21 protein-coding genes are annotated in these 25,742 nt (G+C 58.1%); 12 read left to right on the top strand and 9 right to left on the bottom strand.

Translation table 11 applies throughout. The annotated features are described in order from the left end of the window. Positions 1–8: 8 nt before the first annotated feature. Together BM352_RS07425 and BM352_RS07420 are read left to right on the top strand one after the other, a co-directional pair. Entirely contained in the window at positions 9–3,191 is a 3,183-nt protein-coding gene (locus tag BM352_RS07425) for a reductive dehalogenase (protein ID WP_090219943.1), read from the top strand. Next, positions 3,188–3,733: a hypothetical protein gene (locus tag BM352_RS07420; RefSeq protein ID WP_090214499.1), complete on the top strand. Its 546-nt coding sequence runs from the start codon at positions 3,188–3,190 to the stop codon at positions 3,731–3,733. The genes BM352_RS07425 and BM352_RS07420 overlap by 4 nt, the downstream gene beginning before the upstream one ends. On the opposite strand, the gene BM352_RS07415 is transcribed toward BM352_RS07420, so the two are convergent. From BM352_RS07415 to BM352_RS07405, 3 genes are read right to left on the bottom strand one after another with little or no spacing between them, the layout of a single operon-like run. Beyond that, positions 3,714–4,502, bottom strand: coding sequence for a metal ABC transporter permease (locus BM352_RS07415; protein WP_090214494.1), 789 nt, complete (start codon positions 4,500–4,502; stop codon positions 3,714–3,716). The two genes, BM352_RS07420 and BM352_RS07415, sit on opposite strands and share 20 nt — an antisense overlap. Further along, positions 4,502–5,260, bottom strand: a complete 759-nt coding sequence (locus BM352_RS07410; RefSeq protein ID WP_090214489.1) for an ATP-binding cassette domain-containing protein — start codon at positions 5,258–5,260, stop codon at positions 4,502–4,504. Before BM352_RS07410 ends, BM352_RS07415 begins: the two co-directional genes overlap by 1 nt. Continuing rightward, complete coding sequence (locus BM352_RS07405) at positions 5,257–5,736, bottom strand: Fur family transcriptional regulator (protein WP_090214485.1); 480 nt, start codon at positions 5,734–5,736, stop codon at positions 5,257–5,259. The genes BM352_RS07410 and BM352_RS07405 overlap by 4 nt, the downstream gene beginning before the upstream one ends. A gap of 84 nt (positions 5,737–5,820) precedes the next feature. Between BM352_RS07405 and BM352_RS07400 the strand changes: the two genes are divergently transcribed. From BM352_RS07400 to BM352_RS07370, 7 genes are all read left to right on the top strand, one after another. Next, positions 5,821–6,759 carry a zinc ABC transporter substrate-binding protein gene (locus BM352_RS07400; protein ID WP_090214481.1) on the top strand — a complete coding sequence of 313 codons (939 nt, stop codon included), beginning with the start codon at positions 5,821–5,823 and terminating at the stop codon, positions 6,757–6,759. Positions 6,760–6,768: 9 nt separating this feature from the next. Continuing rightward, positions 6,769–7,683 (top strand): LysR family transcriptional regulator, encoded by a 915-nt coding sequence (locus BM352_RS07395; RefSeq protein WP_090214476.1) that lies wholly within the window; start codon positions 6,769–6,771, stop codon positions 7,681–7,683. Between the two features lie 90 nt (positions 7,684–7,773). Continuing rightward, on the top strand, positions 7,774–9,858 hold the full coding sequence (locus BM352_RS07390; protein WP_090214472.1) for a hydantoinase/oxoprolinase family protein: 2,085 nt from the start codon (positions 7,774–7,776) through the stop codon (positions 9,856–9,858). 3 nt (positions 9,859–9,861) lie between these two features. Further along, complete coding sequence (locus BM352_RS07385; RefSeq protein WP_090214467.1) at positions 9,862–11,565, top strand: hydantoinase B/oxoprolinase family protein; 1,704 nt, start codon at positions 9,862–9,864, stop codon at positions 11,563–11,565. Positions 11,566–11,863: 298 nt separating this feature from the next. Beyond that, positions 11,864–12,700: a 3-oxoadipate:acetyl-CoA acetyltransferase gene (locus BM352_RS07380; protein ID WP_090214464.1), complete on the top strand. Its 837-nt coding sequence runs from the start codon at positions 11,864–11,866 to the stop codon at positions 12,698–12,700. A 245-nt stretch (positions 12,701–12,945) separates the two neighbouring features. Beyond that, a complete protein-coding gene (locus tag BM352_RS07375; RefSeq protein ID WP_090214459.1) occupies positions 12,946–14,109 on the top strand; it encodes an acyl-CoA dehydrogenase family protein in 1,164 nt (387 codons plus the stop codon). Positions 14,110–14,111: 2 nt separating this feature from the next. Further along, positions 14,112–15,215, top strand: coding sequence for a CaiB/BaiF CoA transferase family protein (locus BM352_RS07370; protein ID WP_090219939.1), 1,104 nt, complete (start codon positions 14,112–14,114; stop codon positions 15,213–15,215). A 38-nt stretch (positions 15,216–15,253) separates the two neighbouring features. Here BM352_RS07370 and BM352_RS07365 read toward each other — a convergent pair whose 3' ends face one another. Then, the gene (locus tag BM352_RS07365; RefSeq protein WP_090214455.1) at positions 15,254–15,457 is read right to left on the bottom strand and encodes a hypothetical protein; all 204 of its coding nucleotides are present in this window, start codon (positions 15,455–15,457) and stop codon (positions 15,254–15,256) included. Positions 15,458–15,485: 28 nt separating this feature from the next. Next, positions 15,486–17,759, bottom strand: a complete 2,274-nt coding sequence (locus tag BM352_RS07360) for an adenosylcobalamin-dependent ribonucleoside-diphosphate reductase (RefSeq protein WP_090214450.1) — start codon at positions 17,757–17,759, stop codon at positions 15,486–15,488. An 81-nt stretch (positions 17,760–17,840) separates the two neighbouring features. Between BM352_RS07360 and BM352_RS07355 the strand changes: the two genes are divergently transcribed. Then, the gene (locus tag BM352_RS07355; protein ID WP_090214445.1) at positions 17,841–18,269 is read left to right on the top strand and encodes a DUF1489 family protein; all 429 of its coding nucleotides are present in this window, start codon (positions 17,841–17,843) and stop codon (positions 18,267–18,269) included. On the opposite strand, the gene hisG is transcribed toward BM352_RS07355, so the two are convergent. Genes hisG through hisS form a run of 3 tightly spaced genes read right to left on the bottom strand, consistent with a single transcriptional unit; the run spans position 18,246 to position 21,459 of the window. Beyond that, positions 18,246–18,944, bottom strand: a complete 699-nt coding sequence (gene hisG, locus BM352_RS07350) for an ATP phosphoribosyltransferase (RefSeq protein ID WP_090214441.1) — start codon at positions 18,942–18,944, stop codon at positions 18,246–18,248. The genes BM352_RS07355 and hisG overlap by 24 nt on opposite strands. Beyond that, the gene (locus tag BM352_RS07345) at positions 18,941–19,972 is read right to left on the bottom strand and encodes an ATP phosphoribosyltransferase regulatory subunit (protein ID WP_090214438.1); all 1,032 of its coding nucleotides are present in this window, start codon (positions 19,970–19,972) and stop codon (positions 18,941–18,943) included. The genes hisG and BM352_RS07345 overlap by 4 nt, the downstream gene beginning before the upstream one ends. After that, complete coding sequence (hisS, locus tag BM352_RS07340; RefSeq protein WP_090219936.1) at positions 19,972–21,459, bottom strand: histidine--tRNA ligase; 1,488 nt, start codon at positions 21,457–21,459, stop codon at positions 19,972–19,974. Before hisS ends, BM352_RS07345 begins: the two co-directional genes overlap by 1 nt. Positions 21,460–21,561: 102 nt before the next feature. On the opposite strand from hisS, the gene BM352_RS07335 reads away from it, so the two are divergent. Then, entirely contained in the window at positions 21,562–21,765 is a 204-nt protein-coding gene (locus BM352_RS07335) for a SlyX family protein (protein WP_090214435.1), read from the top strand. 1 nt (position 21,766) lies between these two features. Here BM352_RS07335 and dnaE read toward each other — a convergent pair whose 3' ends face one another. Next, positions 21,767–25,267, bottom strand: coding sequence for a DNA polymerase III subunit alpha (dnaE, locus tag BM352_RS07330; protein ID WP_090214426.1), 3,501 nt, complete (start codon positions 25,265–25,267; stop codon positions 21,767–21,769). Between the two features lie 136 nt (positions 25,268–25,403). Here dnaE and BM352_RS07325 point away from each other — a divergent pair, with 136 nt between their 5' ends. Further along, the gene (locus BM352_RS07325) at positions 25,404–25,721 is read left to right on the top strand and encodes a hypothetical protein (RefSeq protein WP_090214423.1); all 318 of its coding nucleotides are present in this window, start codon (positions 25,404–25,406) and stop codon (positions 25,719–25,721) included. Positions 25,722–25,742: the final 21 nt, after the last annotated feature.

Raw genomic sequence — 25,742 nt, 5'->3', positions numbered from 1 at the left:
GCGGCATGATGACCAAGCTTTTTTCTTATCGCAACCGCCCTGTCCACCTTGGCCCCTATCCGCTGGAAAAGCTGGCGCGCTCGGAGACCCTTTCGCTGGAGTTGGTGCCAGATACGCCCCATGTGAGCTTTCGACGGCCGGAAGACCCGCTCAGCATCGTCAACGCGATGCAAGACTACCAAGCCATGCTCGACGCGACCCGCGACGGCCTGGTGAAAAAAGAAAAAGCCGAGATTCCGTCAGACCTGACAGAACGGGCGAACCATTTGAAGGCGTTTGGCTACTATTGCGACGCTTCAATGGTTGGTACCTGCGGCATCCCGTCTGAGGCTTGGCTGGACACGCCGCTTAAGAACCCCGACGTGGATCGCCTTGCTGAAAAGTTGCGCACAATGCAGCCCAAAACCTTGGCCGCGGGCATCGACGTCATTATGGCGGGCTTGCGCGAAAGTATGCGTGCGCCACCTCAGGCTTGTGACCATCACACCCATGCGCTGGTGTTTCTATACGACATGCCCCGTGACCCCGATCCGGACGAAGTCGGAACGGACTGGATCACGGACGCGCAAAATCAACGCGCCTGTTTGCGTGGGATGGAGACCGCTGTCACGCTGGCCTCCTACATTAGGACGTTGGGTCATGATGCGCGGGCGCACTCGATGGCAGCGAGTGATGTGCATTTGGGCAAGCTTGCTGTTGCGGCGGGGCTGAGCCGAGCGGACGGTCTGAACCCGTTTGTCGGGAAACGCTACGGGCTTGCAGTCGTGACGACAACGCTGGAGATGACACCTGACAAACCGCTCGCTGCCTCTGCCAAACCGGGGCGGGAATGGCAGCTTGGACTTGGCGCGCAGGCCAAAACGGCTCGCACGCGCGATCCATATGCAAAGCGGCGTTACGTCGATGGCCCCCACCCGTTCGAGACGCTGAAACGGGTGGACACCCCGACGACCTATATCGATGCACCGAATGTCGCGCGCGTGCCGAAACGGGCAAACCTTTTTGCGCGCGGATTGTTCGGCGACATGGGAAAGGCAGTTCAGGACGCTACGAAAAACGGAAACTATGTCCGTAAATCCGCTGCGGCCTTTGCCTTCCGGCCGTCGCTCGGCGCATTTGTCCTCTTGCAGGATGGCGAGGCGGCGTCGGTTCACGACAGCACGAAAGATCCCGCGCGAAACGCATCCAACATTAAGGCCGCACTTTACTGGCTTGGGGTGGATGCCGCGGGGATAAGTGCGTGCCCAGACTGGACTTATTACAGCCATGACGCGGCAGGGCAGCCGATTACACCTTACCACTCCAACGCGATCTCAATGATAATCGATCAGGGCCACGAAACGATGGAGGGCGCATCCGGAGACGATTGGATCGCCTGTGCCCAATCCATGCGGGCTTACCTGAGGTTTTCACTTCTGGGGGGCGTCTTGGCGCAGCATTTGCGCAACCTCGGTTACACCGCCCGCGTCCATTCAGTCATGGATGACGAGGTACTGCACCCGCCCTTGCTGCTGCTCTCTGGCTTGGGCGAGGTTTCGCGGATCGGCGAGGTGATCCTGAACCCTTTCCTCGGCCCTCGTCTAAAGTCAGGCGTGGTGACCACAAACATGCCAATGACGCACGACAAGCCGATTGATTTCGGCCTGCAAAAGTTCTGCGAAGCCTGCAACAAATGTGCCCGCGAATGCCCGTCTGGTGCGATCACCGCTGGCCCCAAGCTTATGTTCAATGGCTACGAAATTTGGAAATCCGACAGCCAAAAGTGCACCACCTATCGCGTTGGCCAGAAGAATGGCGCCATGTGTGGGCGTTGCATGAAGACCTGCCCATGGAACTTGGAAGGCTTGTTCGCGGAGGCGCCATTTCGAAAGCTCGCGATGACGGTTCCTCAGGCGGCAAAAGCGCTGGCGAAGCTCGACGATGTGATGGGGCAAGGCGAAATCAATCCCATCAAAAAATGGTGGTGGGATCTGGAGATGGTTGATGACGGAGCCTACCGCCCGTCGGCACATCCAGTAAACGCGCGCGGGCTGCAAAAGGGTTTGGACCTGCGCTTCGAGGACCAGACGCTGGCTGTCTATCCGGCCCCTTTGGCCCCGCCCCCGTACGCCTATCCGTATCCTATGGACCGCGAAGCGGGCATCGCCGCTTACAAGGCCATGATCGATGCGGATGAACATCGGGCGCGACGTGCGCGCGGTGAGCCGCCAGAGCATGTCTACACGGCCGATCAAAGCGAAAGCCCTGTCATGGCGGCGGTGATTTCTCGAGTCGAACACATGACCGACGGCGTAACCAAGTACGAATTCTCCCTACCCGACGGGTCGGACCTGCCTGAAGTTGAAGCGGGCGCACATATCGACGTGGTCGTGGCCCCAGAATTCTTGCGGCAATACTCCTTGTCCGGCGACCCCGCCGATCGATCCAGATACCAGATTGCGGTGCTGCGAGAAGATCACGGGCGCGGCGGTTCTAAACTGATGCACCGGATTTTCGAGAAAGGACGGCGGGTTCACATATCCAAACCGATCAACCACTTCCCGCTGCATGAGGACGCGTCTTTCAGCTACCTCATGGGTGGCGGTATCGGGGTGACGCCAATGATTGCTATGGCGCATCGTTTGCATGCATTGGGACGCGACTTTGCGCTGCATTATTCCTGCTCAACACGCGCCGGAGCTGGTTTCCTAGACGACCTGCCTCGGATGCCTTGGTCGAAAAAAGTGCACTACCACATTTCCAACGAAGGAACGCGTTGCGATCTTGTAAAAACCCTGAAGCACCGCGCGGCGGCGCACGTCTACACCTGCGGCCCTGAAGTCTACATGGGTTCGGTGATGGCCACTGCAGAGCGGAACGGCTTCCCAGAGGAGGCGCGACATCTGGAGTTTTTCTCGGTTCCAGAACAACCCGATTACGTTAACCACAGGTTCACCCTGCGTCTTACCAAATCCGGCCGCGACGTTGCCGTCGGCAAAGACGAGGCCCCGACCGACGCGTTGCTGCGGGCGGGCGTTCACGTCGATGTCAAATGCTCTGACGGGCTGTGTGGCGTCTGCAAATGTGGACTGGTTTCGGGTGAGGTGGAACATCGCGACTTCGTGCTGTCAAACGCCGATCGCGCCAAATCCGTCATCCTGTGCCAGTCCCGTGCCGCCCAGAAAGACGGGGTTGTGGAGATCGACCTATGACGAGAATGACTGGTGAAGTGTTCATCGCCCTCCCCCTAGACCAAGTCTTCAAGCGCTATACTGATGCAAGGCTCAGCGCGGCCAATGCCTCTGTCCGCACTAAAGTCCGCTTCAATAATATCGTCGAAAATGGTCCTGGCACTCAGGCGGTTTGGACGTTCATCTATCCTGCCTTCAAGACTGAGATGGTTGAGACGGTGTTTGAACTCGACCCACCGCATCGCATCGCCAGCCATCTGCAAATTACCCGCGTTTTGCCATTGGCAGCGGACGAACTGACCCCCGGCGTTATGCCCGCTTTGGGCTACGACATGCGCGAGGATTACAGCCCAGTGTTCGGCAAGCTTCCAGCAGAAGGTGTGATGGAGGCGACCTTCACACCAGACTGCGAAGGCACAATCCTGCACGTCGCCACTGAGATGCGTTTGGGGGGCTGGTCACGCATTTCCGGATGGTTCATGAGCCGCTCGAAACGACCGCCATTGCAGGCAGAGTTGGAAGCCTTCCGCGACAGGATGGAAGCTAGGACCGGCGAAGACTGAACATGCTGGTCAGCACGAACAAAACGGCCGCGACACATACGATCGTCGGACCTGTTGGCGTGTCGAAGTTGTAAGCCAGTTGCAACCCGCCAAGCGCAGATATCGCACCTATCAGGGCGGCGATTGCGGCCATCCTTTCTGGCGTTTGCGCGAGAGGACGGGCCGCAGCAGCGGGGATGATTAAGAGCGCCGCGATCAGCAGAACACCGACAACCTTGATCGCTACCGCCACAACTATAGCAAGCGCTATAGTCAAAAACAGTTGTTCCCGCTTTGGATCAATGCGACTGGCATATGCCAGATCCGGGCTAATCGTGGCGGTAAGCAACTGCTGCCAGCGCCACCCCACAAGCGCCAGAACAAGTAAGGCTCCGCCCCAGATCACCGCCAAATCCATGCGTCCTACGGCAAGGATGTCACCAAACAGATAGGCCATCAGATCGATGCGCACGCCGTCTAGAAAAGACACTGCGACCAATCCGAAGGCAATGGCCGAGTGCGCCATGACGCCCAACAGCGTGTCCATTGCATACCCCCTGCCAGACAGGGTCGACACTGTCGTGGCCATGACAAGAGCCACAACCAAGACACCCGCGAAAACCGACATGTTGAAACTCAGCGCCAGCGCTACGCCGAGGATTGAAGCATGCGCGGTCGCATCGCCGAAATAGGCCATGCGCCGCCACACCACAAAGCAGCCAAGTGGGGCCGCGGCCAAAGCCACGCCCAACCCAGCGAGCGCTGCGCGAACAAGGAAACTGTCCAGCATTATTCGGCGGCCTCGTGCGGGTGATCATGGGCGTGATCGCATTCGTCCCCATGGGCGTGGTCGTGATCATGTCGGTAAAGCGCCAAGGCACCGCCAGTTCCGGTGCCAAACAAGGCGCGGTACTCTGGAGCGGAAGCAACCACGTCAGGCTTGCCTTCACAGCAGACATGGCCGTTCAAACAGATGACACGGTCCGATGCGCTCATCACAACATGAAGCTCGTGACTGATCATCAAAATGGCGCAACCCAGTTCTTCGCGGACGCGTTCGATGTGGCGGTAGAATGCCGCAGAGCCGGGCTGATCAAGGCCCTGTGTTGCCTCATCTAGCAACAGAAGCTGAGGTTTATGGATCAAGGCGCGCGCAAGAAGCACCCTTTGGAATTGGCCGCCAGACAGGTTTGACATCTGACGCTCACCAAGGTCTGGAACACCGGCTTGCTCCAAGGCGTCCGCTGCCTCTAGATTCGAAATCGGTTTGGGCAGGCTTAGGAAACGCGCGACCGTCATCGGGAGTGTCGGGTCGATGTGAAGTTTTTGCGGCACGTAGCCAATGCGCAAATTTGGCACGCGGACGATTTCGCCCGAAGATGGGGGCAACGCGCCGATCAGCGCACGTAACAACGATGACTTGCCTGATCCATTGGGCCCGACGATTGTGACAATCTCGCCTGAGGTAATGCTCAGGTTGACGCCGTCCAGCACCTTTTGAGGGCCGTAGCTTAGGTAGACGTCCCTGAACTGGACCAAGGCGCTCATTCCGCGCCACTCTTGCAGTTCGGGCAGACGCCCTCCGCTTCCAGAACGGTGCGCTCGATCGTAAATCCGGAAGCGTCCGCTGCCTCTCCCAAACGCCCAGAAGCAGGCGCAGTCATGGTTTCTGCAACAGCATCGCAGGTGCGGCAAATCAGAAAGGCTGGCGCGTGCGTGTCACCGGGGTGGGCGCAGGCGACGAATGCGTTCAGCCGCTCGATCTTATGTGCAAATCCGTTTTTCACCAGGAAGTCCAACGCGCGATATACAACCGGTGGTTGCGAGCCCAGCCCTTCTTCGCGCAGCGTGTCGAGGATTTCGTAGGCACCGATGGCCCTGTGTCCTTCCAAAAGGATCTCAAGGACACGCTTGCGCACAGGGGTAAAATGCAGGCCCGTCTCCGCGCAAGCTTGAGTAACGGCCGCAACCCCGTGAGAGATGCAACTGGAATGGTCGTGCCGCTTGAAACCGAGGGTGTCCATCGAAACTCCGCAAATTCTGGGTTGCAACGTTATGATATAACAACTACCCCGTGGCAATATGTTATACAATCACATGGCCTCATTATGCTTCGTCCCCTCCTGATCTCGTCTTTTTTCTCGTTCTCGACTACTGCGTTCGCTGACGTCCCTCGCGTGGTCGCTGACATTGCGCCAATTCAGTCGCTGGTGGCACAGGTCATGGGGGATCTGGCTCAACCGGATTTGCTGATCCCGTCGAGCAGCTCCCCCCATAGCTTTGCCTTGCGTCCGTCGCAAGCGGAGGCCTTGGAGCAAGCAGACATCGTCTTCTGGATCGGCGACGGTCTGACGCCTTGGCTTGAGCCATTACTGGACCGCGTCGCCGCGAAGGCCAAACATGTTTCACTGATCGAACTCCCAGAAACGCACAGCCTTGAATTTCGGTCAGTCGGGGCGTTCGAGGCTGACGAGCATGAGCATGAGCATGAGCATGAGCATGAGCATGAGCATGAGCATGACGATCACGATCATGACGGCAACCTAGATCCGCACGCTTGGCTTGACCCCAACAACGCACAACTCTGGCTTAAGGCCATCGCCGCAGAGCTTTCAAACATGGACCCGATCAACGCAGCTATCTACGGAAAGAACGCCCAAGTTGCGTCGGATAAACTGACTAAAACCGTCGCCGAAATCGAAGCCCTGCTTGAAGACGCGACAGGAAAGTCGTTCATCACCTTCCACGACGCTTACCACTATTTTGAGGATCGCTTCGGGCTTCGGACCAGTGCTTCAATCTCATTGAGCGACGCCAGCGCCCCCAGCCCGGCGAGGGTGGATCGCATCCAGACCTATGTGCGTGAAAACAACGTCTCTTGCGCGTTCTCAGAGCCGCAGTTTTCAACCGGGCTGGTGCGAACGGTCCTAGAAGGGACGAATGCAGGGATTGCTGAATTGGACCCGCTTGGGGCGGCGCTGGATGAGGGGCCGGAGCTTTACCCGAACGTTCTTCGCGCCATGGCGGAGGCAATCGCGGGGTGCTAAACGGTTGCTATGATCGGCAACGTGTTCACTCTCAAGCAACTTGAAGCTCTGATCTGGGTCGCAGATTTGGGTAGCTTCCGAAAAGCTGCCCAGCATCTGAACACGACACAGCCAAACATCTCTGCCCGCATCGCGTCGCTCGAGTCCACATTGGGCTCGGTCCTGATGATACGGGACGCGGGCTCGGTCAAACTGACGGACAAAGGCCGCGAAATCCTCCAGGCCGCGCGCAGCGTATTACGACAGGCTGAAGAGTTGGTCGACGTTGCCGCGCGGCCGGAGCTTATCCAAAACCGCCTTCGTCTTGGGGTCACAGAACTCGTCGCATGCACATGGCTCCACGATTATCTGCGTCGCTTAAAGACAGCCTACCCGGAAATGTCGATTGAGCTGAACGTGGATTTATCGCGCACGCTCGACCGAGCCCTTGCGGCGAACGAGCTGGACCTCGCCATTCAAAACGCTCCGTTCGCGACCACTGCCTCGGGTGAAGTCAAACTTGGCGACTTCGGCTACGTTTGGGTGTCAAATGTTGCAATGGCAGGGACCTTGGCGCCGAACCCTACGGTCAAAGATCTCTTCGCGTGCACGGTGCTGACTCATGCGCGACACACCCAAGCCTTTGCGGAGCTTTCCGAATTCGCGGACGGCAACAGCTTACCCAAATCGAAGCTGGTTCCCTCCAGTTCGATGGCCTCCTGTCTGCAGATGACCCTCGACGGGATGGGCGTCTCTTTGCTGCCAAAAGCGATGGTTTCCAATGACGTCGCGAAAGGTCATTTGGCGGAGCTACCTGTAGAATGGCTTCCAAGCCCGTTGCGTTTCGCAGCGCGGTTTCATGCTGAAAAGGTAAGCCGCTTTGTGGTCCGCGCAGCTCAGATCGCGCAACAGGCATCAGCCGCGTACTCTGCAAAGACGGAGTGATCATTTTTTTCTATCGGTCACATCCAGATAAATAATTGGATCAAATGACCCTGCGCCGCTTAACTGTTAAAAAATCCACGGGTGAGACGTATGAAAAAGACTTCGATTCGACTGGGTGTTGATATTGGCGGAACCTTTACTGACGTTGTGCTCGAGGTGGATGGGGCTTCCTTTTCGACCAAGGTGCTGACCACTTACGTTGCACCGGAGAACGCAATCATCGACGGGATGCAACAAGTCTGCGCGAAGGCAGGAATTGCCGCAGGTGACATTGAACAGATCATTCACGGGACAACGTTGGCAACGAACGCCTTGATAGAGCGCCGCGGTGCAAAAACAGCGTTGATCACAACCGACGGCTTCCGAGACGTGATCGAGATGCGCACGGAATCGCGATTTGAACAATACGATCTCAACTTGAACATCCCAGAGCCGCTCTTGCCGCGCCAGTGCCGCTATACCGTTCCCGGGCGTATCGACGCCACGGGCACGGAGCTGAAGCCGTTGACCAAGAACGACATAGCGCCGGTTGTCGAAGCAATCGCCGAAGCCGGTTATGACAGCGTCGCCATCGGGCTGATCCATTCCTATCTAAACGACGCCCATGAAAAGCTTGTGCGCGACGTGCTCGCCAAACGATTGCCCGATGTGATGATTTCGCTTTCAAGCGAAGTCAGTCCGCAAATGCGCGAATATGAGCGGTTCAACACCGTGGTCGCAAACGCCTACATCAAGCCGCTTATGAAGTCCTATCTCGGTCGGCTAGAAGGGCGACTGCGTGACGAAGGCGTACGTTGCAACATTTTCCTGATGCACTCGGGTGGTGGTATCATTTCGCTTGAGAACGCGGCGGAGTTCCCCGTGCGTCTCGTGGAATCCGGCCCCGCAGGTGGCGCCGTGTTTGCAGCAAACATCGCGGCCCGTTACGGGCTGAACAAGGTATTGTCCTTCGACATGGGGGGCACGACTGCCAAGATTTGCCTGATCAAAGACCAAACCCCAAAAACCTCCCGCGTGTTTGAAGTGGCGCGAACGTACCGGTTTAAGAAGGGGTCGGGCATGCCAATCTCGATCCCCGTTATCGACATGGTTGAGATAGGCGCGGGCGGAGGCTCTCTCGCGCATGTCGACAGCATGCGTCAGATCAGAGTGGGGCCTGAAAGCGCGGGGTCCGAGCCAGGGCCAGCGTGCTATGGACGGGGCGGCGAGAAACCAGCTGTGACTGATGCCGATCTGGTGTTGGGAAAGTTGGACCCCGACAACTTTGCAGGCGGTTCGATCAAGCTCGAAACCTCTGCCTCCGAAAAGGCGCTCACGTCTGTATTGGGCGATGTGTTGGATATGGACGCCGCCACCTCGGCCTTTGGACTCGCCGAGGTTGTGGACGAGAACATGGCGAACGCGGCCCGCGTCCACGCTGTCGAGAATGGCGAAGACCTGAGCGAATACACGATGATCGCCTTCGGCGGCGCGGCCCCGCTGCATGCGGGCAGGCTGTGCGAAAAACTGGGAGTGGAACGGCTGTTGGTTCCCCCGGGGGCCGGTGTCGGCTCCGCCATCGGCTTCTTGCGCGCGCCGTTCAGCTTCGAAGCCAACCGCTCGGTCTATATGAAGCTGTCGGAATTTGACGCCGACCGGATCAGGTCACTTCTGGCCGACCTGCAAACGGAAGCCACCGGCTTTGTACGCAACTGCGATACCGAAAGCGAAATCCTGTCCGAGTTCAAAGTCTATATGCGCTACACCGGTCAAGGCTGGGAAATTCCGATTACCTTGACCGAAGCACAGGCGATGAGCCCAGACGCAGCGACGTTCAAAGCCCGCTTCATCGAAGACTATTCAAAGCTTTTCGGGCGCGCAGTTGCGGGAATGGATATTGAAATTACCGTCTGGTCGGTCAATGCGACCACGCCGCCAGAGCCGGTCACAAAAATTCGTCTGGCTGAAGCCGCGGGTCCCGCCCCCACCGAGGGTAATCGCTCGCTCTTTGATCCAGCAAGCGCTGCCTTCCAAACCGCGACCGTTGTTTTGCGGCGGGCTTTGAACGAAGGCTCCGAAGTTGCAGGCCCTGCGGCAATTACCGAAGCGGAGACGACCATCATCATCCCCGCCTCACGCACGGCAATCCGCCAGCCTGATGGCTGTATCGACGTCACCACCAAGAAAGGAGCCTGAGCCATGACACAAACCAACGTCGCCTACCAAGTCATGTGGAACCGCTTAATTTCTGTTGTCGAGGAGCAGGCCCAAGCCTTAGTGCGCACCGCCTTTTCAACCTCCGTGCGCGAGGCGGGCGATCTATCCGCCGGTGTGTATGACACGCACGGGAGGATGCTGGCGCAGGCGGTGACAGGCACACCCGGGCACGTCAATGCAATGGCAGACGCTGTCGCGCATTTTATCCGCCGCATCGGGCGTCAGAACATCTTTGAGGGTGACGTCTACGTGACCAACGACCCTTGGGAGGGTACCGGTCACCTCCACGACTTCACTATGGTGACGCCATCCTTTCATAACGGCGTTTTGGTGGGCTTTTTCGCGTGCACCGCGCATGTCGTCGACATTGGCGGACGCGGCTTCGGGGCCGATGCCGCGAGCGTGTATGAAGAAGGGCTTTACGTTCCGATCATGAAATTCGCCGAGCGGGGCGAGGTGGACCAAACCCTCGTCCAGATCGTGCGCGGCAACGTGCGGGAACCCGATCAGTTGATCGGCGACATGTATGCCTTGGCGACCTGTAACGAAATCGGCCACCGCCGCCTGATCGAGATGATGACGGAGTTCGGCCTAGAGGATTTGGAAGGCATTGCCACATACATTCTAGCCAATTCCCGTCGTGCCACGCTTGAACGGATCGCGGCCTTGCCGCGTGTGTCGGCAGAGGGCGAGATGACTGTGGACGGGTTCGCAACGCCAATCACGCTGAAGGTCAAACTGACGATCGAAGAGGACCGGATCATTTCTGATTTCTCAGGCACCTCTAGCATCGACAAGAAGGGCATCAACTGTCCTCTTGTCTATGCCAAGGCCTATGCCTGCTACGCGTTGAAATGCGCAATCGCGCCGGAAATCCCGAACAACGCGGCCTCGCTGGCGCCGTTCGAAATCACGGCCCCCGAAAACACCATCGTAAACGCGTTGCATCCGGCGCCCGTGGCGCTGCGCCATATCGTTGGCCATTTCGTACCAGACACCGTTTACGATGCCTTGGATAAAATCCTACCCGGTGTGGTGCCTGCAGAAGGCGCAGGGTGCCTTTGCAATTTCCAAGTCTCGCTGCGGCCTCGTTCAGATGGCGTTGCTTCGGAAGGTGCGATGCGCTCCGAAGTGCTGACCTTCAACTCCGGCGGATCCGGTGCGCGGCCAGAACATGACGGGCTGAATGCCACGGCCTTCCCGTCGGGCGTAATGACCATGCCGATCGAGGCCACGGAACATGCAGGTCCGGTGATCATCTGGCGCAAAGAATTGCGGCCGGATTCCGGAGGCGCCGGGAAACAACGCGGCGGGCTGGGCCAGTATATGGAAGTTGGCGCGCGCGAGGGCTACGAGTTCGATTTTCAAGCGATGTTCGACAGGGTGGATCATCCCGCTCGCGGCCGCCGCGGCGGACAATCCGGCGCATGCACAACAATCAAGCAAGACGACGGCTCTAGAATGTACGGCAAGGGAAAGCAGTTCGTCCCCCATGGCCGCAAGGTCGTGCTTGGCCTGCCAGGCGGCGCAGGATACGGCGATCCGGCGGAGCGTTCCTTGGACCTAGTCAAACGCGATTTGCTGCGCGGCTATATCTCCGCTGACACTGCGAAACGGGATTACAATCTCAGCGACGCGGATATCGCGGATGTGCAACAAAAGGTGCGCAAGGGCGATCCTGCCTAAGCAGCAGCGACAAACTGCCCGATAAGCAAATCCGCGTTCACATTAGTCCTGCCCGCTGCGAGCTAGGGGTTGACCTTTGCCGCGATGAACTGAGGCTCGGGATCTAAGTCCGACTGATCATTCGAGTGTCATTCGGCGACAAAGATACGGCTACCGCTGACAATTCGAAGTCGATCACGATTGAGTAAGCACCTCACTGGGGGACGCTGGTTGCCTCTCAAGATGGCACACGCTATCGATTTGATAGTCGCCTGCAAGGCGATAAAGAAACTTTTTTCGACGTTTGAAGGTATATTCGATGTCAAATCCCTGCATTATCTGCGTTGCCATAACAGGCTCTGTCCCGACAAAGGCTGACAACCCTGCGGTTCCAGTCACAGTTGCAGAACAGATTGAAAGCACGCACGCGTCTTTCGAGGCTGGAGCAAGCATTGCGCATTGCCATGTGCGCGACAGTGAGGGAAAGCCGACCTCTGATCCTGCACTTTTTGCACAGCTCAAAGAAGGTATTGAGAAGCATTGCCCTGGCATGATTGTGCAACTGTCCACTGGCGGCCGCTCTGGAGCAGGGCGTGATCGCGGTGGCATGCTTCCCTTGGCACCGGATATGGCGTCTTTGTCGGTCGGCTCGAACAACTTCCCAACGCGCGTGTACGAAAACAGCCCCGAACTTGTGGACTGGCTTGCCGTCGAAATGCTGAAATACGACGTTAAGCCAGAGATCGAAGCCTTCGATCTAAGCCACATCGTGCATGCCACACGCATGGCTGCTGATGGCCGGATTAAGGGGCCACTTTATGTTCAGTTCGTGATGGGTGTGAAGAACGCCATGCCTGCAGACAAGCGCATTTTCGATTTTTACATCGAAACCCTGAACCGCCTCGCGCCCGATGCGCAATGGTGCGCTGCAGGCGTCGGTCCAGCCCAGATCGAGGTCAACGAGTGGTCAATTTCGCAAGGCGGTCATACTCGGACAGGCTTGGAAGACAACATCCGCTGGGATCGCGACACGCTCGCCCCGTCAAACGAGGCATTGGTCAAGCGGGCGGTAGATTTGTGCGAGAAATACGAACGCCCCGTCGCGACGTGGCAGCAGGCGCGCAAGATCCTTGGGCTGCGATCGCCAACTGTGTAGGCGTCGGCACAGACAACTCAACCCGCCCGCCCCGCGCAACGAGGCAGCGCAAACTCCATCCAGGCATGGACTGCGAAACGCGCCGATGGTCTAGTATCGCAGACTGCTGGTGTTTGGCTTGATCGAACTTGGAAAGTGTTCCGGCACTCCAGCCCGCGAATGTGATTGCAGTCAGAAGCCGGCCAGGCCCATAGTTATATGAGTAGCCGCAACGCCTCTTCGGCGTCAGGTCAGCCGGAGGAAAAATGCTCACTCAAAGCAATGACCAGTTCGGGGATATCCGCGACGCCGTTCGTGCCCTGTGTGAACAGTTTCCTGATGAGTATCACCGCAAGGTTGATCAGGAGCGTGGCTATCCCGACGACTTCGTCGATGCGCTCACCAAAGCAGGATGGATGGCGGCCTTGATCCCGGAAGCCTATGGCGGCTCTGGGCTTGGGCTAACTGAAGCGTCGGTGATCATGGAAGAGATCAACCGAGCTGGCGGTAACTCGGGCGCGTGCCATGGACAGATGTACAACATGAACACTTTGGTCCGTCACGGGTCGGAGGAACAGCGCCAGAAATACCTGCCCAGGATTGCTTCGGGAGAGCTGCGCTTGCAATCAATGGGCGTGACCGAACCGACAACCGGCACGGACACGACACAGCTCAAGACAACCGCGGTCAAAAAGGGCGACCGCTATGTGATCAATGGACAGAAAGTGTGGATCAGTCGCGTGCAGCATTCGGATCTGATGATCCTGCTTGCCCGCACAACTCCTCTTTCCAAGGTCAAAAAGAAATCCGAAGGTCTTTCGATCTTCATCGTCGACATCAAAGACGCTCTGAGCAACGGAATGACGGCGCGTCCGATCCTCAACATGGTGAATCACGAAACCAACGAGTTGTTTTTCGATGACTTGGAGATTCCAGCTGAGAACCTAATCGGTGAGGAAGGCAAAGGGTTCAAATATATCCTTACAGGCCTCAACGCAGAACGCACTCTGATCGCCGCAGAATGTATCGGGGACGGTTACTGGTTTACGGACCGTGTCACGCAATATGTCAGCGAACGCACAGTCTTCGGGCGGCCCATCGGGCAGAACCAAGGGGTGCAGTTCCCGATCGCGGAAGCCTTCATTGAAATCGAGGCGGCCAACTTGATGCGCTATGACGCGTGCCGCCGGTATGACGCGGGCGAGGACTGCGGCGCGCAAGCCAATATGGCAAAGTATCTGGCGGCGAAGGCGTCTTGGGAGGCCGCAAATGCCTGCCTCCAATTCCACGGCGGGTTCGGTTTCGCCTGCGAATACGACATTGAACGTAAATTCCGCGAAACGCGACTATATCAAGTGGCCCCAATCTCGACCAACCTGATCCTGTCCTATGTGGCCGAGCATGTGCTCGGCCTGCCGCGGTCGTTCTGATGATGACAAACCTGCCCCTTCAAGGACTGAAGGTCGTCACGATTGAACAAGCTGTGGCCGCGCCTTTTGCCTCAGCGCGCCTCGCGGATGCGGGGGCGGAAGTCATCAAAATCGAACGCCCTGAAGGCGACTTCGCTCGCGGGTATGACAAGGCTGCGGCCGGACAATCAAGCTATTTCGTCTGGCTTAATCGCGGTAAAATCTCTGTATCCTGTGACCTGACGACAGATGCCGGAAAAGCGACGCTGGAAGCGCATATAACCAAGGCTGATGTCGTCATTCAGAACCTCAAACACAATGCGCTCGACCGGCTTGGATTCAGCGTCGAACGGCTGGCCGAAACCTATCCCAAGCTAATTATCTGCTCGATCAGTGGGTATGGCGACAGCGGCCCCATGGCCGACCGCAAGGCTTATGATCTTTTGGTGCAAGCGGAGTCGGGGCTATGCTCCATAACCGGCGGCCCGTCGGAGCCATCCCGCGTCGGTGTATCAGTGGTTGATATCGCCACCGGCGCCGCGGCTCATGCCGCCATCCTAGAGGCGTTGATTCTGCGAGGGATCACTGGGCGAGGCGCAAGCATCTCCGTGTCCATGTTTGACGTCATTGCAGAATGGCTGACGGTGCCGCTGCTGAACCACGAAAGCGGCAACGAACCTTTGCGTCTAGGGATGACGCATCCGTCCATAGCGCCTTATGGGGTATTCGCAACCAAGGACGGCAAAGCCATCCTGATCTCGATACAAAGCGACCGCGAATGGGCAAACCTTTGCCGCGTGTTTCTGGGGGACGAAGGTTTGGGAGTGGATCCCCGTTTCGCCACCAATGTCGCACGCGTGCAAAATCGAGAGAAGACCGACGGCGTCATTGCAGCCCGCTTTGCAGAGTTAGACGCCGCAGCAGCGACAGCTGTGCTTTTGCAAGCGAATGTAGCGTTGGCAAATGTTAACGACATGGCTGCTTTGGCCCGCCACCCACACCTGCGACGGATTACGGTGCAGACTCCAAATGGTCCGGTGTCCATCCCCGCCCCCGCAGCAATGGTCGCTGGCGATACCCGCACATACGGTCCGGTGCCTGCATTGAATGAGGATACAGCCGATTGAGGTTTTGTTGATCTAAAGATCGTCTCGCGACCTATACTTTAGCTCTGGTCGGTATAGTTTTCAGGGTCAAAAACCGCGAAAAATTCGTAGGCGCACCACAGCGCCGCGCCACCAAACACGACGGCCCAACCGATATTTCCGGTCACGGCCTCAAAAAGCCCCCACCCACCGACCAACGCCACAGTTATCACGCGACGCCACAGCGGCAGAAAGAACGGGTGCCGCAGGTCCAAAAACTTCACGCCACACCCCTTTGATTTGCGCAAAAGGTCACCCGCATTTGGAGTGGCCGCAGGACGCGCATGTCATGCAGCCTTCCACCATGCGCAGGTCGTATTGGCCGCAGCTTGGGCAAGCGGGGCCGCGATTGCCGCTGAGATTGACCACCTGCGCTTGCGGGTCGGCTTTCAAGCCCATGCCCTCGCCCGCGATGAAGCCGGTCGCGATCATGTGCTTTTCGATGACCCCGCCAATCGCCGCGAGGATTGAGGGGATGTACTTGCCCTGCATCCATGCCCCGCCGCGCGGATCGAACACGGCCTTCAGCTCTTCAACCACAAAAGAAACATCGCCACCGCGCCGGAACACCGCCGAAATCATGCGGGTCAGCGCCACGGTCCACGCGAAATGCTCCATGTTCTTGGAGTTGATGAACACTTCGAACGGTCGGCGATGGCCGTTCAATACGATGTCATTGATGGTAATATAGAGCGCGTGCTCAGAGTCTGGCCACTTAACTTTGTAGGTCTGGCCTTCCAATTCCGCCGGGCGATCCAGCGGCTCGGACATGTAAATGACTTCACCATCGGTGGAGGTCTCCGGGTTCTCGGACGGGGCGCTGTCTGCAGTTTCGGACACACTCAGCACCGACCCCGTAACTGCATTCGGGCGGTAAGTCGTGCAGCCTTTGCAGCCGGTGTCCCATGCCTCCATGTAGACGTCCTTGAAGTCATCAAAGCTGATGTCTTCTGGGCAGTTGATCGTCTTCGAAATCGAACTGTCCACCCATTTCTGCGCCGCCGCCTGCATCCGAACATGGTCCAGCGGGGCTAGCGTTTGAGCATTCACGAAGTGGTCCGGCAGATCGATATCGCCAAACTTGTCGCGCCACATCTGCACGGCGTAATCCACCACCTCTTCCTCGGTGCGCGAGCCGTCCTTTTGGAGAACCTTGCGGGTGTAGGCATAGGCAAAGACTGGCTCGATGCCTGAAGACACATTGCCCGCGTAAAGCGAAATGGTGCCCGTCGGCGCAATGGAGGTCAGCAAGGCGTTGCGGATGCCATGTTCACGAATGGCGTCGCGCACATCTTCGTCCATCGCCTGCATCGTGCCAGACGCCAGATAGGCCTCAGCGTCAAAGAGCGGGAACGCGCCCTTTTCCCTCGCAAGTTCCACCGACGCCAGATACGCGGCGCGGGCGACCGCGTGAAGCCAGCGCTCCGTGAGACGCGCCGCCTCCTCAGAGCCGTAGCGCGACCCGACCATCAGCAACGCGTCTGCCAATCCGGTAACACCCAAGCCGATACGCCGCTTGGCCGCGGCTTCGCGGGCTTGTGCTTCAAGTGGGAACTTCGAGGCGTCCACCACGTTGTCCATCATCCGCACCGCGACACGGACCAGATCGTCGAGCTTTTCCTCATCCAGATCGGCCCCGTCCTCGAACGGTCTGTCTACCAGGCGGGCCATGTTGATCGAGCCCAGCAGGCATGCGCCGTAGGGCGGCAATGGCTGCTCACCGCAAGGGTTGGTCGCGGCAATCTGTTCCACATAGGACAGGTTGTTGGCCCGATTGATGCGGTCAATGAAGATCACGCCGGGTTCGGCATACTCAAAAGTACCGCGCATGATCTTGTTCCACAAATCCAGCGCTTGAACCGTCTTGTACACTTTGTTGTCGAACACCAACTCCCAAGGGCCACCTGCTTTCACGGCCTCCATGAACTCGTCGGTTATCAGCACGGACAGGTTAAACATCCGCAGACGAGCCGCGTCCTGCTTGGCCGCGATAAACGCCTCCACATCCGGGTGATCGCAGCGCATCGTCGCCATCATCGCGCCACGACGGGACCCCGCAGACATGATTGTGCGGCACATCGCGTCCCAGACATCCATAAAAGACAGCGGGCCGGACGCATCCGCAGCTACGCCTTTCACGTCCGCGCCTTTTGGTCGGATAGTCGAGAAATCATACCCGATCCCGCCCCCTTGCTGCATGGTCAGCGCAGCTTCTTTCAGCATCTCGAAAATGCCGCCCATATCGTCCGGTATCGTGCCCATGACAAAGCAGTTGAACAACGTCACCGATCGCTCGGTGCCTGCTCCGGCGATAATCCGGCCTGCAGGCAGATATTTGAAGTCTGACAAGGCGTCGAAGAACGTCTCTTCCCACAGAGCTGGATCGTCTTCCACCTTCGCCAGATCGCGGGCGATACGCCGCCATGTGTCCTCGACGGTGATATCCACCGGAGCCCCGTCAGCATCCTTGAATCGGTACTTCATATCCCAGATTTGCTCGGCGATGGGGGCAGCGAAAGCGGTCATATAGGCATCCTAAGGGCTGGAATCGCATTGAAGTCAGTGGGCGGAGCTATACAATATATAGCACAGTCGGGGGTGTCGAGCGTGACATATGTAAATCTAGTCAAACTGAGCGTCGGCACTGAGAGTGTCGAAAGTTTGCAGGCGTGGCAGGCCTCGCCAAGACCAAAAGGCGCCGATGGCTTGCCACGGCACATAACCCGCATGTGGCCCAAACGCGAGGCGGAACTTCTGAACGGTGGTTCAATTTATTGGGTCATCAAAGGCGTCGTTCAGGCCCGCCAAAAGCTGCTCCGGTTGGACGAAGTCGTCGGCGACGACGGCATCCGTCGCTGCGCCTTGGTGTATGAACCTGAATTGATCCGCACAGCGCCCGTATTGAAAAAGCCGTTCCAGGGCTGGCGCTATCTAAAACCCGAGGATGCCCCGCCGGACATTAGCGCCCGCCGCGCCAAAGAGGACGCGCTGCCTCCGGAACTATCGGCGGCGTTAGCCGATATCGGCATTCTCTAAGCCCAAGACCACTAACAGGGCCTGAAGATCGCAATCGTCCCAGTCCGCGACCTTACTTGCAAACAACGTCGCTTGAGATGCCAGAATTGGCCCGTCGGACAGCATTCGCAGATGGTTGGCCTCGAGCGTCGCACCGGTTGAGGTGATGTCCGCCACAGCCTCCGCCGTCAGGTTCGCGACGGTCCCTTCGGTTGCGCCTTGGCTGTCCACGAGTTGGTAATCCGCGACCCCGTTTTTTTGCAGGTATTCGCGCACTAGCCTATGATATTTTGTCGCAATTCGAAGGCGAAACCCGTGCTGCTTCCGAAAGGCCGCTGCCGCTGCATCAAGATCATCGACGGTTTGCACATCAACCCAAAAATTTGGCACCGCTACGATCAGGTCTGCATGTCCGAACCCCATCTCGGCCAAGGGCGCCACTTTTTCAGACCACAGGGGTATTTTCTCGCGCACCATGTCAGTGCCAGTCACGCCCAGATGGATCCGCCCTGCAGCCAGTTCGCGCGGAATCTCACCGGCAGACAAGAGCACCAGGGACACTCCATCAACGCCAGAGACTTCTGCTGCATATTCACGATCGGACCCCGTGCGCGCCAAAGTCACGCCGCGCTCAGCGAACCACGCGAAAGTATCCTCCATCAACCGGCCTTTGGAGGGGATGCCAAGTTTGATCATGTCAACGCCTCCAGCATTTCTGGCCGGATCACGCCGCCGACTGCTGGGATTTCGCGCCCCTGCCCCAGAACGCGGGTTAACGCATCGTAACGCCCACCCGAAGCAACAGGGACCGCGTCTTCTCCGTGAAAGCCGAAAACAAAGCCGTCGTAATATTCCATTGTCGTGCGACCGTAGGCCCCCGAGAATTTCAACCCGTTCACATCCACGCCACGCGCAGAAAGAGCCGACAAACGCGCCTCCAGTTGGTCCAAGGCCGGTGCAATTGCATTCAGATCTTTGGCAATCTCGCGCAACTGCGCCAACGCATTTGGCGCGACATCCGACACCTCCAGAATGGCCTGCAATGCACGGAGCTCATTCGGATCAAGTGGATCGGTTTTCGCGTCCTCGCGTAGCGCATCAAGCCGCGCTTGAACCTCGGAAGCTGTGCGCAGGCCGATTTCAGGTGCGCTATCTAGGATCGATGGAAGCGTGCGATTGGCTGGGTGGCTGAAACGCTCCAGCAGCGCTCGAAAGCGACCCGGACGCCAGAGATGGCGCAACAACGCACCGCGCCGTCGCTCGGTTGTGGACAACCCTGCCACTGCTGCGATGAGCACACCGATATCACCCGTCTCAGCGATGACGGGCGCGTCTTTCAGTGCTTGCGAAAACAGGGTAAAAACCTCCGCATCCGCACCTGCTGGATCTGCGCGATCGAACACCTCGTAACCCACCTGCGTGTATTCCGAGGCACGGCCTGTGCCCGCTTCCTGCTTCCGAAAGACCAAGCCTTGATAGGTATAGCGGGCAGGTTCTGCCCCGTCTTCCATATGGCGCTGCACGACCGGAACGGTGAAGTCCGGGCGCAGCATTTGTTCACCTAGAACAGGGTCAGAGGTTACGTAGGCGCGGGCGCGGATGTCCTCGCCATACAGGTCCAGCAACGTATCTGCAGGTTGCAGCACCGACGTTTCCACAGGCACAGCCCCTGCGTCGCGGAACAGGTTTGACAACCGCTCTGTCTGCTGTCGAACGCGGTCCATTAGCCCAGCATCTTTTTGATTTCGGTCACCAGATCGCCACGAGCCACTTCGCGTTGCGCGGGCTGGCCTTTCCATTCTTCGAGAGAGGCAGTTTTGGCAATCTCTGCGCCCAGAACAAGGTCTTTGACCTGCACAACGCCACGGTCGGCCTCGTCCGAGCCTTCAATGATGGCGATCGGAGAATTCCGCTTATCCGCGTATTTCAATTGATTGCCGAAGTTCTTGGGATTGCCCAAATAGACCTCCGCGCGGATGCCAGCGGCCCGCAATTCGCCGACGATGGACTGATAGTGCGCCATACGTGCGCGATCCATCACAGTTACGATCACTGGGCCGATGGTCTCTTTGCCTAAGCGTCCCTTGGCGTGCAAGGCAGCAAGCAAGCGGTCGACGCCGATAGATACGCCTGTCGCCGGAACTTCCTGCCCCGTGAACCGCTTGACCAGATCGTCATAGCGCCCACCGCCAGCGACCGAGCCGAATTGGCGCGGGCGGCCCTTCTCGTCTTTGATCTCGAAGGTCAATTCCGCTTCATAAACCGGGCCGGTGTAGTAGCCGAGCCCACGCACAACGCTTGGGTCGATTTCGATACGGTCGGAATTATACCCTTGGGCCGCCATCAGTTCGGCAATGGTTTCCAGCTCTTGAACACCAGCCACACCCGTATCAGAGCCTTTGACCAGCTCATTCAGGCGCGCAACTGTGGCTGCGCCGTCGTCACGTTTGGCCGCCATAAAGCCCATCACGATCTCGGCCTGCTCGTCGCTCAGTCCAGCCCCTTTGGTAAAGTCGCCGCTTTCATCTTCGCGACCCGCCCCGAGCAACGCCCGCACCCCGTTCGTGCCGAGACGATCCAACTTGTCGATTGCACGCAATACGATCCCACGTTCAGTTACGAACTTGTCTGGGTCGGACGGGTCCAAAACGCCCGCAACTTCCATAACCCCGTTCAGCACTTTGCGGTTATTGACCCTCACTATGTAGTCGCCACGCTCGATCCCAACCGCCTCCAGCGTGTCGGACAACATGGCGCAAATCTCAGCATCTGCAGCAACCGAAGGCGCTCCGACTGTATCGGCATCACACTGATAAAACTGGCGGAAGCGTCCCGGTCCGGGTTTTTCGTTGCGCCACACCGGCCCCATCGCGTAGCGGCGGTAAGGCGTCGGCAAATCGTTGCGGTATTGCGCATAAACGCGCGCCAGCGGGGCCGTCAGATCGTAGCGGAGCGCCAGCCAATCAGCATCATCATCTTCTTGCCACGCAAACACACCCTCGTTAGGGCGATCCACGTCGGGCAAGAACTTTCCGAGCGCCTCCACCGTCTCGACGGCGCTGCTTTCGAGTGCCTCGAATCCGTATAACTGGTAGACTTCTGAAATCTGATCCAGCATTGCCTTGCGCTGCGTGACCTCCGCGCCGAAGTAGTCGCGAAACCCTTTGGGAGGCTCGGCCTTGGGGCGGGGCTGCTTTTTGACTTTGGCCATGACGCGCTGTCCTGCTTGCATTGTTCGGCCCAGCCTTTACCCCGCAGCCCTTGCGGGGGCAAGCAAAGCGCCATATCTGCGACATGAAAACCGGAGGCTATGATGACTGACACGACCCAGCTGGAAGAGAAGATCGCCCACCTGACCCGCACGGTCGAGGACATGTCCGACATCGTGGCGCGTCAGGAAACTGAGATTGCCACCCTGACCCGACGCGTCGAGATGCTGATGCAGCGCTCCGCCGAGGCGGAATTGGACGTCGGCGGCACGGCTGTTATGGCGGACCAGCGTCCACCACATTGGTAGGCTAGACCTCTTCCACCATTACTACGCCGCTCAGGGATTTGATCGCCCCTTTGACCTGCGGGTTCACAGCGAACCGATCTCCCAGCGCGACCTCGACCTCGCCCGGCAAATCGGGTGACATCAAGCACAGTGAAACCGGACCCCGCGCGCGGATCTTCGGGTCTTGGCCAGAGCGTTCCAGAACGGATGCAATCGCGGCAATCGCGCTGTCGTCTTCTACGAAGATTTTCAATCCAAGCGATCCTGCATCAGCCACAGCGCCATCCACCGGTTGTGCCCCGCGGCACAGAAGCTTCAACTGCTCCGCTTCCAGAGTCGCTTCGACGGTGAGCACGACATTAGCTCCTGTTACCATATGCTCGCCCGATTTTTCCAACGTGTCAGAGAACACAGTGACCTCGAACTGGCCCGACGGATCAGACCCTTGCACGAACGCAAAGCGGTTGCCCCGCGCTGACTTACGGTCCTGACGCCCCGCAATATTTGCCGCCAGTTGGGCCACAAACGGCCCGCCTTGAGCACGGTTCTCGATCTCGGTAAGGGTCATCACGCCTTTGCGCTTTAGCGATAGCATGTAGTCATCAAGAGGGTGGCCGGACAGGTAGAACCCGATTGCCTTGAACTCTTCCATCAACCGCTCGGCTGGCATCCAATCATCGACAGGCGAAAGGCGCGGCTCCGGCAAGTCGTCGCCAGCTTCGCCAAACAGGGAAACCTGGCTGGAGTTGCGCTGTTCATGAATGGCGGCTGAGTAGTTCACCAGCCCATCTAGCGACGCGAAGACCCGGTGGCGATTTGGGTCAAGTTGATCGAATGCGCCGGACCGCGCCAGCATCTCCAATGGCCGCTTGCCGACACGTTTCAAATCTACGCGGCGAGCGAAGTCGAAAAGCGTGGCGAAAGGAGTGGCGTCGCGGCCTTCGGTGACCAGCTTCATCGCCTCGACGCCCACGTTCTTTAAGGCGCCCAAAGCGTATACGGCTTTGCCGTCTCGCACGGTAAACGTCGCCTCCGAACGGTTCACGCAAGGCGGGATAACCTCGATGTCCATGCGCTTGGTCATTTCGTCGAAATAGACGGCCAGCTTGTCCGTCAGGTGCAAATCGCAATTCATGACGCCTGCCATGAACTCCACCGGATGGTTCGCCTTCAGCCATGCGGTTTGATAGCTGACCACCGCATAAGCGGCGGCGTGGGACTTGTTGAAGCCGTAATTGGCGAATTTCTCCAACAGGTCGAAAACCTCACGGGCCTTCTTCGCGTCAACACCGTTCTCCTTGGCGCCTTTCTCGAATTTGGGCCGCTCCGCATCCATCGCTTCCTTGATTTTCTTACCCATCGCACGACGCAGCAAGTCAGCACCGCCTAGCGAGTAGCCTGCCATGACCTGCGCGATCTGCATAACCTGTTCTTGATAAACGATGATGCCTTGGGTCTCGGCTAGAATATGGTCAATCGAGGGGTGAACCGATTCCAGTTCTTTGGTGCCATTCTTCACCTCGCAATAGGTCGGAATGTTTTCCATCGGGCCGGGACGATACAGGGCCACAAGCGCCACGATGTCTTCGATGCAGGTCGGCTTCATGCGCCGCAGCGCATCCATCATGCCCGAGCTTTCCACCTGAAACACAGCGACCGTTTTAGCGGCGGAGTAGAGGTCATAGGACTTCTTATCGTCCAGCGGGATTGTCCCGATATCGTTTTCTGCGCCTTCAGGCGGTTCGAACAATGTGTTGCCTTCCGCATCGATATGCAAAGGCCGTCCAGTTCCCTTGATCAAGTCCACTGCGTTTTGAATGACAGTCAGTGTTTTGAGGCCCAGAAAGTCGAACTTCACAAGACCGGCCTGCTCCACCCACTTCATATTGAACTGAGTTGCGGGCATGTCGGAGCGTGGATCTTGGTAAAGCGGGACCAACTGGTCCAACGGGCGATCGCCAATCACCACGCCAGCGGCGTGGGTCGAGGCGTTCCGCAGCAAACCTTCAACTTGCTGGCCGTAATTCAGCAGGCGGGCAACAACCTCTTCGTTCTTCGCTTCTTCACGAAGCTTGGGCTCGTCCGCCAAAGCCTTCTCGATGGAGACTGGCTTCACGCCTTCGACGGGAATCATTTTCGAAAGGCGATCCACCTGCCCGTAAGGCATCTGCAAAACGCGCCCGACATCTCGCACCGCGGCCTTCGACAAAAGCGCACCGAAGGTAATGATCTGTCCCACCTTGTCGCGGCCATATTTTTCCTGAACGTAGCGGATCACCTCCTCGCGGCGATCCATACAGAAGTCGATATCGAAGTCGGGCATGGATACCCGTTCGGGGTTCAAGAACCGCTCGAACAGCAAAGAGTAGCGTAAGGGATCGAGGTCTGTGACCGTCAGCGCATAGGCCACAAGCGAGCCTGCACCGGAACCCCGGCCGGGTCCGACGGGGATGTCGTGATCTTTGGCCCATTTGATAAAGTCGGCAACGATCAGGAAGTAGCCCGGAAAGCCCATTCCTTCGATGATGCCCAGCTCGAATTCCAGCCGCGCCTCGTATTCCTCGACCGATGCCGCGTGTGGGATCACCGCCAGCCGCGCCTTCAGCCCCTCTTGGGCCTGTCGGCGCAGTTCCACCACCTCGTCATCAGCGAACTTCGGCAGGATCGGGTCGCGCTTGTAAACTTTAAACGCGCAACGCTGCGCTATCTCGACGGTGTTTTCCAGCGCCTCCGGCAGGTCGGCAAACAGCGTCGCCATCTCTTGCGGGGACTTGAAATAGTGCTGCGGCGTCAGGCGCCGGCGGCCTTCCTGCTGGTCCACATATGCACCTTCGGAAATACAGATCAACGCGTCATGCGCTTCGTACATGTCAGGCTTCGGGAAATAGGCGTCATTGGTGGCAACAAGAGGCAGGCCCATCGCGTAGGCCATCTCGATATGGCCTCGTTCGGATTTTTGCTCCGCTTCGATAAGGCCACCATCGACGGGGTGGCGCTGCAATTCCACATAAAGCCGATCAGGATAAATCCGCGCCAGATCGCGCATCAACGCTTCAGCCTTCGGGGCTTGTCCCGCCCGCAAAAACCGCCCGATCGGGCCGTCCGGCCCGCCGGTCAGGCAGATCAGGCCTTCATTGTGGAGATCCAACTGCTCGACCGACACCTGCGGCAATGCCCCCCCCGCATCAATGTAGAGGCAAGAGTTGAGCTTCATCAGGTTCTCATACCCACGCTCGGTCTGGGCCAGCAGAACAATCGGCGCTGGATCGCGTGGGCGTTCGCCTTGGGCAGCTTGGTCGTAAGACAGATCGACCTGACAGCCGATGATGGGCTGGATGCCCGCACCGGACGCGTATTCGGAGAACTCTAGCGCCGCGAACATATTGTTCGTGTCCGTCAGAGCGACCGCTGGCATACCGACCGAGGCGCATAGGTCTGGCAGCTTCTTCAACCGCAATGCCCCTTCCAGCAGTGAATACTCGGAATGGGTGCGAAGATGGATGAATCGTGGGGAGCTGCTCATGCAAGTACACTAGGCGTCGCCCGTTCTGTCGAAAACCCCGAAAAGCTGTGCCCCGCAGCTTACAAAAGTTCACCCTTGCTTATACCCGACTCTTTTTATAGGAAATATATATATCTGACAAAAGGACTCGGAATTAATGACACGAACAACACTTCTCAGCTTACTTCCTGCTTTGCTGGCAACTTCTGCCCTCGCCTCCGGCGCAGAGGACGCAACCCACTCGAGTGCCACGAGCTATCTGCCAAATGGCGCGTTCACCTATGAAACCTTCGAGGCATCAGTCGAGCATGCCGACCTTGAGGGTTGCCCCGCCGAATTCGACACTGACGTTGTGTTTTGCCGCATTACGCTAGCCAATGATCAGGCGCATATCTTTGTGTTCTCATATGAAGGCGACCAACCTGTAATGGCCGTAAAGCCATACGACCTGTCTGACGGATTTTTGCCGTTCTAACTCCGAAACGCGGCAGAATCC

It is taken from the genome of Litoreibacter janthinus, from assembly GCF_900111945.1.
Taxonomy (GTDB): domain Bacteria; phylum Pseudomonadota; class Alphaproteobacteria; order Rhodobacterales; family Rhodobacteraceae; genus Litoreibacter; species Litoreibacter janthinus.
Note: the sequence above shows the minus strand (reverse complement) of the source record. Positions and strands in the feature narration are given on the sequence as shown.

Excerpts from the sequence above, each read along its gene's own strand:
- BM352_RS07425 (WP_090219943.1), top strand. The coding sequence starts at position 9 with ATGACCAAGCTTTTTTCTTATCGCAACCGCCCTGTCCACCTTGGCCCC.
- BM352_RS07405 (WP_090214485.1), bottom strand. The coding sequence starts at position 5,736 with ATGGACACCCTCGGTTTCAAGCGGCACGACCATTCCAGTTGCATCTCT.
- BM352_RS07380 (WP_090214464.1), top strand. The coding sequence starts at position 11,864 with ATGTCAAATCCCTGCATTATCTGCGTTGCCATAACAGGCTCTGTCCCG.
- BM352_RS07375 (WP_090214459.1), top strand. The coding sequence starts at position 12,946 with ATGCTCACTCAAAGCAATGACCAGTTCGGGGATATCCGCGACGCCGTT.
- BM352_RS07420 (WP_090214499.1), top strand. The coding sequence starts at position 3,188 with ATGACGAGAATGACTGGTGAAGTGTTCATCGCCCTCCCCCTAGACCAA.
- hisS (WP_090219936.1), bottom strand. The coding sequence starts at position 21,459 with ATGGCCAAAGTCAAAAAGCAGCCCCGCCCCAAGGCCGAGCCTCCCAAA.
- BM352_RS07395 (WP_090214476.1), top strand. The coding sequence starts at position 6,769 with ATGATCGGCAACGTGTTCACTCTCAAGCAACTTGAAGCTCTGATCTGG.
- BM352_RS07400 (WP_090214481.1), top strand. The coding sequence starts at position 5,821 with ATGCTTCGTCCCCTCCTGATCTCGTCTTTTTTCTCGTTCTCGACTACT.
- BM352_RS07385 (WP_090214467.1), top strand. The coding sequence starts at position 9,862 with ATGACACAAACCAACGTCGCCTACCAAGTCATGTGGAACCGCTTAATT.
- BM352_RS07370 (WP_090219939.1), top strand. The coding sequence starts at position 14,112 with ATGACAAACCTGCCCCTTCAAGGACTGAAGGTCGTCACGATTGAACAA.
- BM352_RS07335 (WP_090214435.1), top strand. The coding sequence starts at position 21,562 with ATGACTGACACGACCCAGCTGGAAGAGAAGATCGCCCACCTGACCCGC.
- BM352_RS07410 (WP_090214489.1), bottom strand. The coding sequence starts at position 5,260 with ATGAGCGCCTTGGTCCAGTTCAGGGACGTCTACCTAAGCTACGGCCCT.
- BM352_RS07325 (WP_090214423.1), top strand. The coding sequence starts at position 25,404 with ATGACACGAACAACACTTCTCAGCTTACTTCCTGCTTTGCTGGCAACT.
- hisG (WP_090214441.1), bottom strand. The coding sequence starts at position 18,944 with ATGATCAAACTTGGCATCCCCTCCAAAGGCCGGTTGATGGAGGATACT.
- BM352_RS07345 (WP_090214438.1), bottom strand. The coding sequence starts at position 19,972 with ATGGACCGCGTTCGACAGCAGACAGAGCGGTTGTCAAACCTGTTCCGC.
- BM352_RS07360 (WP_090214450.1), bottom strand. The coding sequence starts at position 17,759 with ATGACCGCTTTCGCTGCCCCCATCGCCGAGCAAATCTGGGATATGAAG.
- BM352_RS07390 (WP_090214472.1), top strand. The coding sequence starts at position 7,774 with ATGAAAAAGACTTCGATTCGACTGGGTGTTGATATTGGCGGAACCTTT.
- BM352_RS07415 (WP_090214494.1), bottom strand. The coding sequence starts at position 4,502 with ATGCTGGACAGTTTCCTTGTTCGCGCAGCGCTCGCTGGGTTGGGCGTG.
- dnaE (WP_090214426.1), bottom strand. The coding sequence starts at position 25,267 with ATGAGCAGCTCCCCACGATTCATCCATCTTCGCACCCATTCCGAGTAT.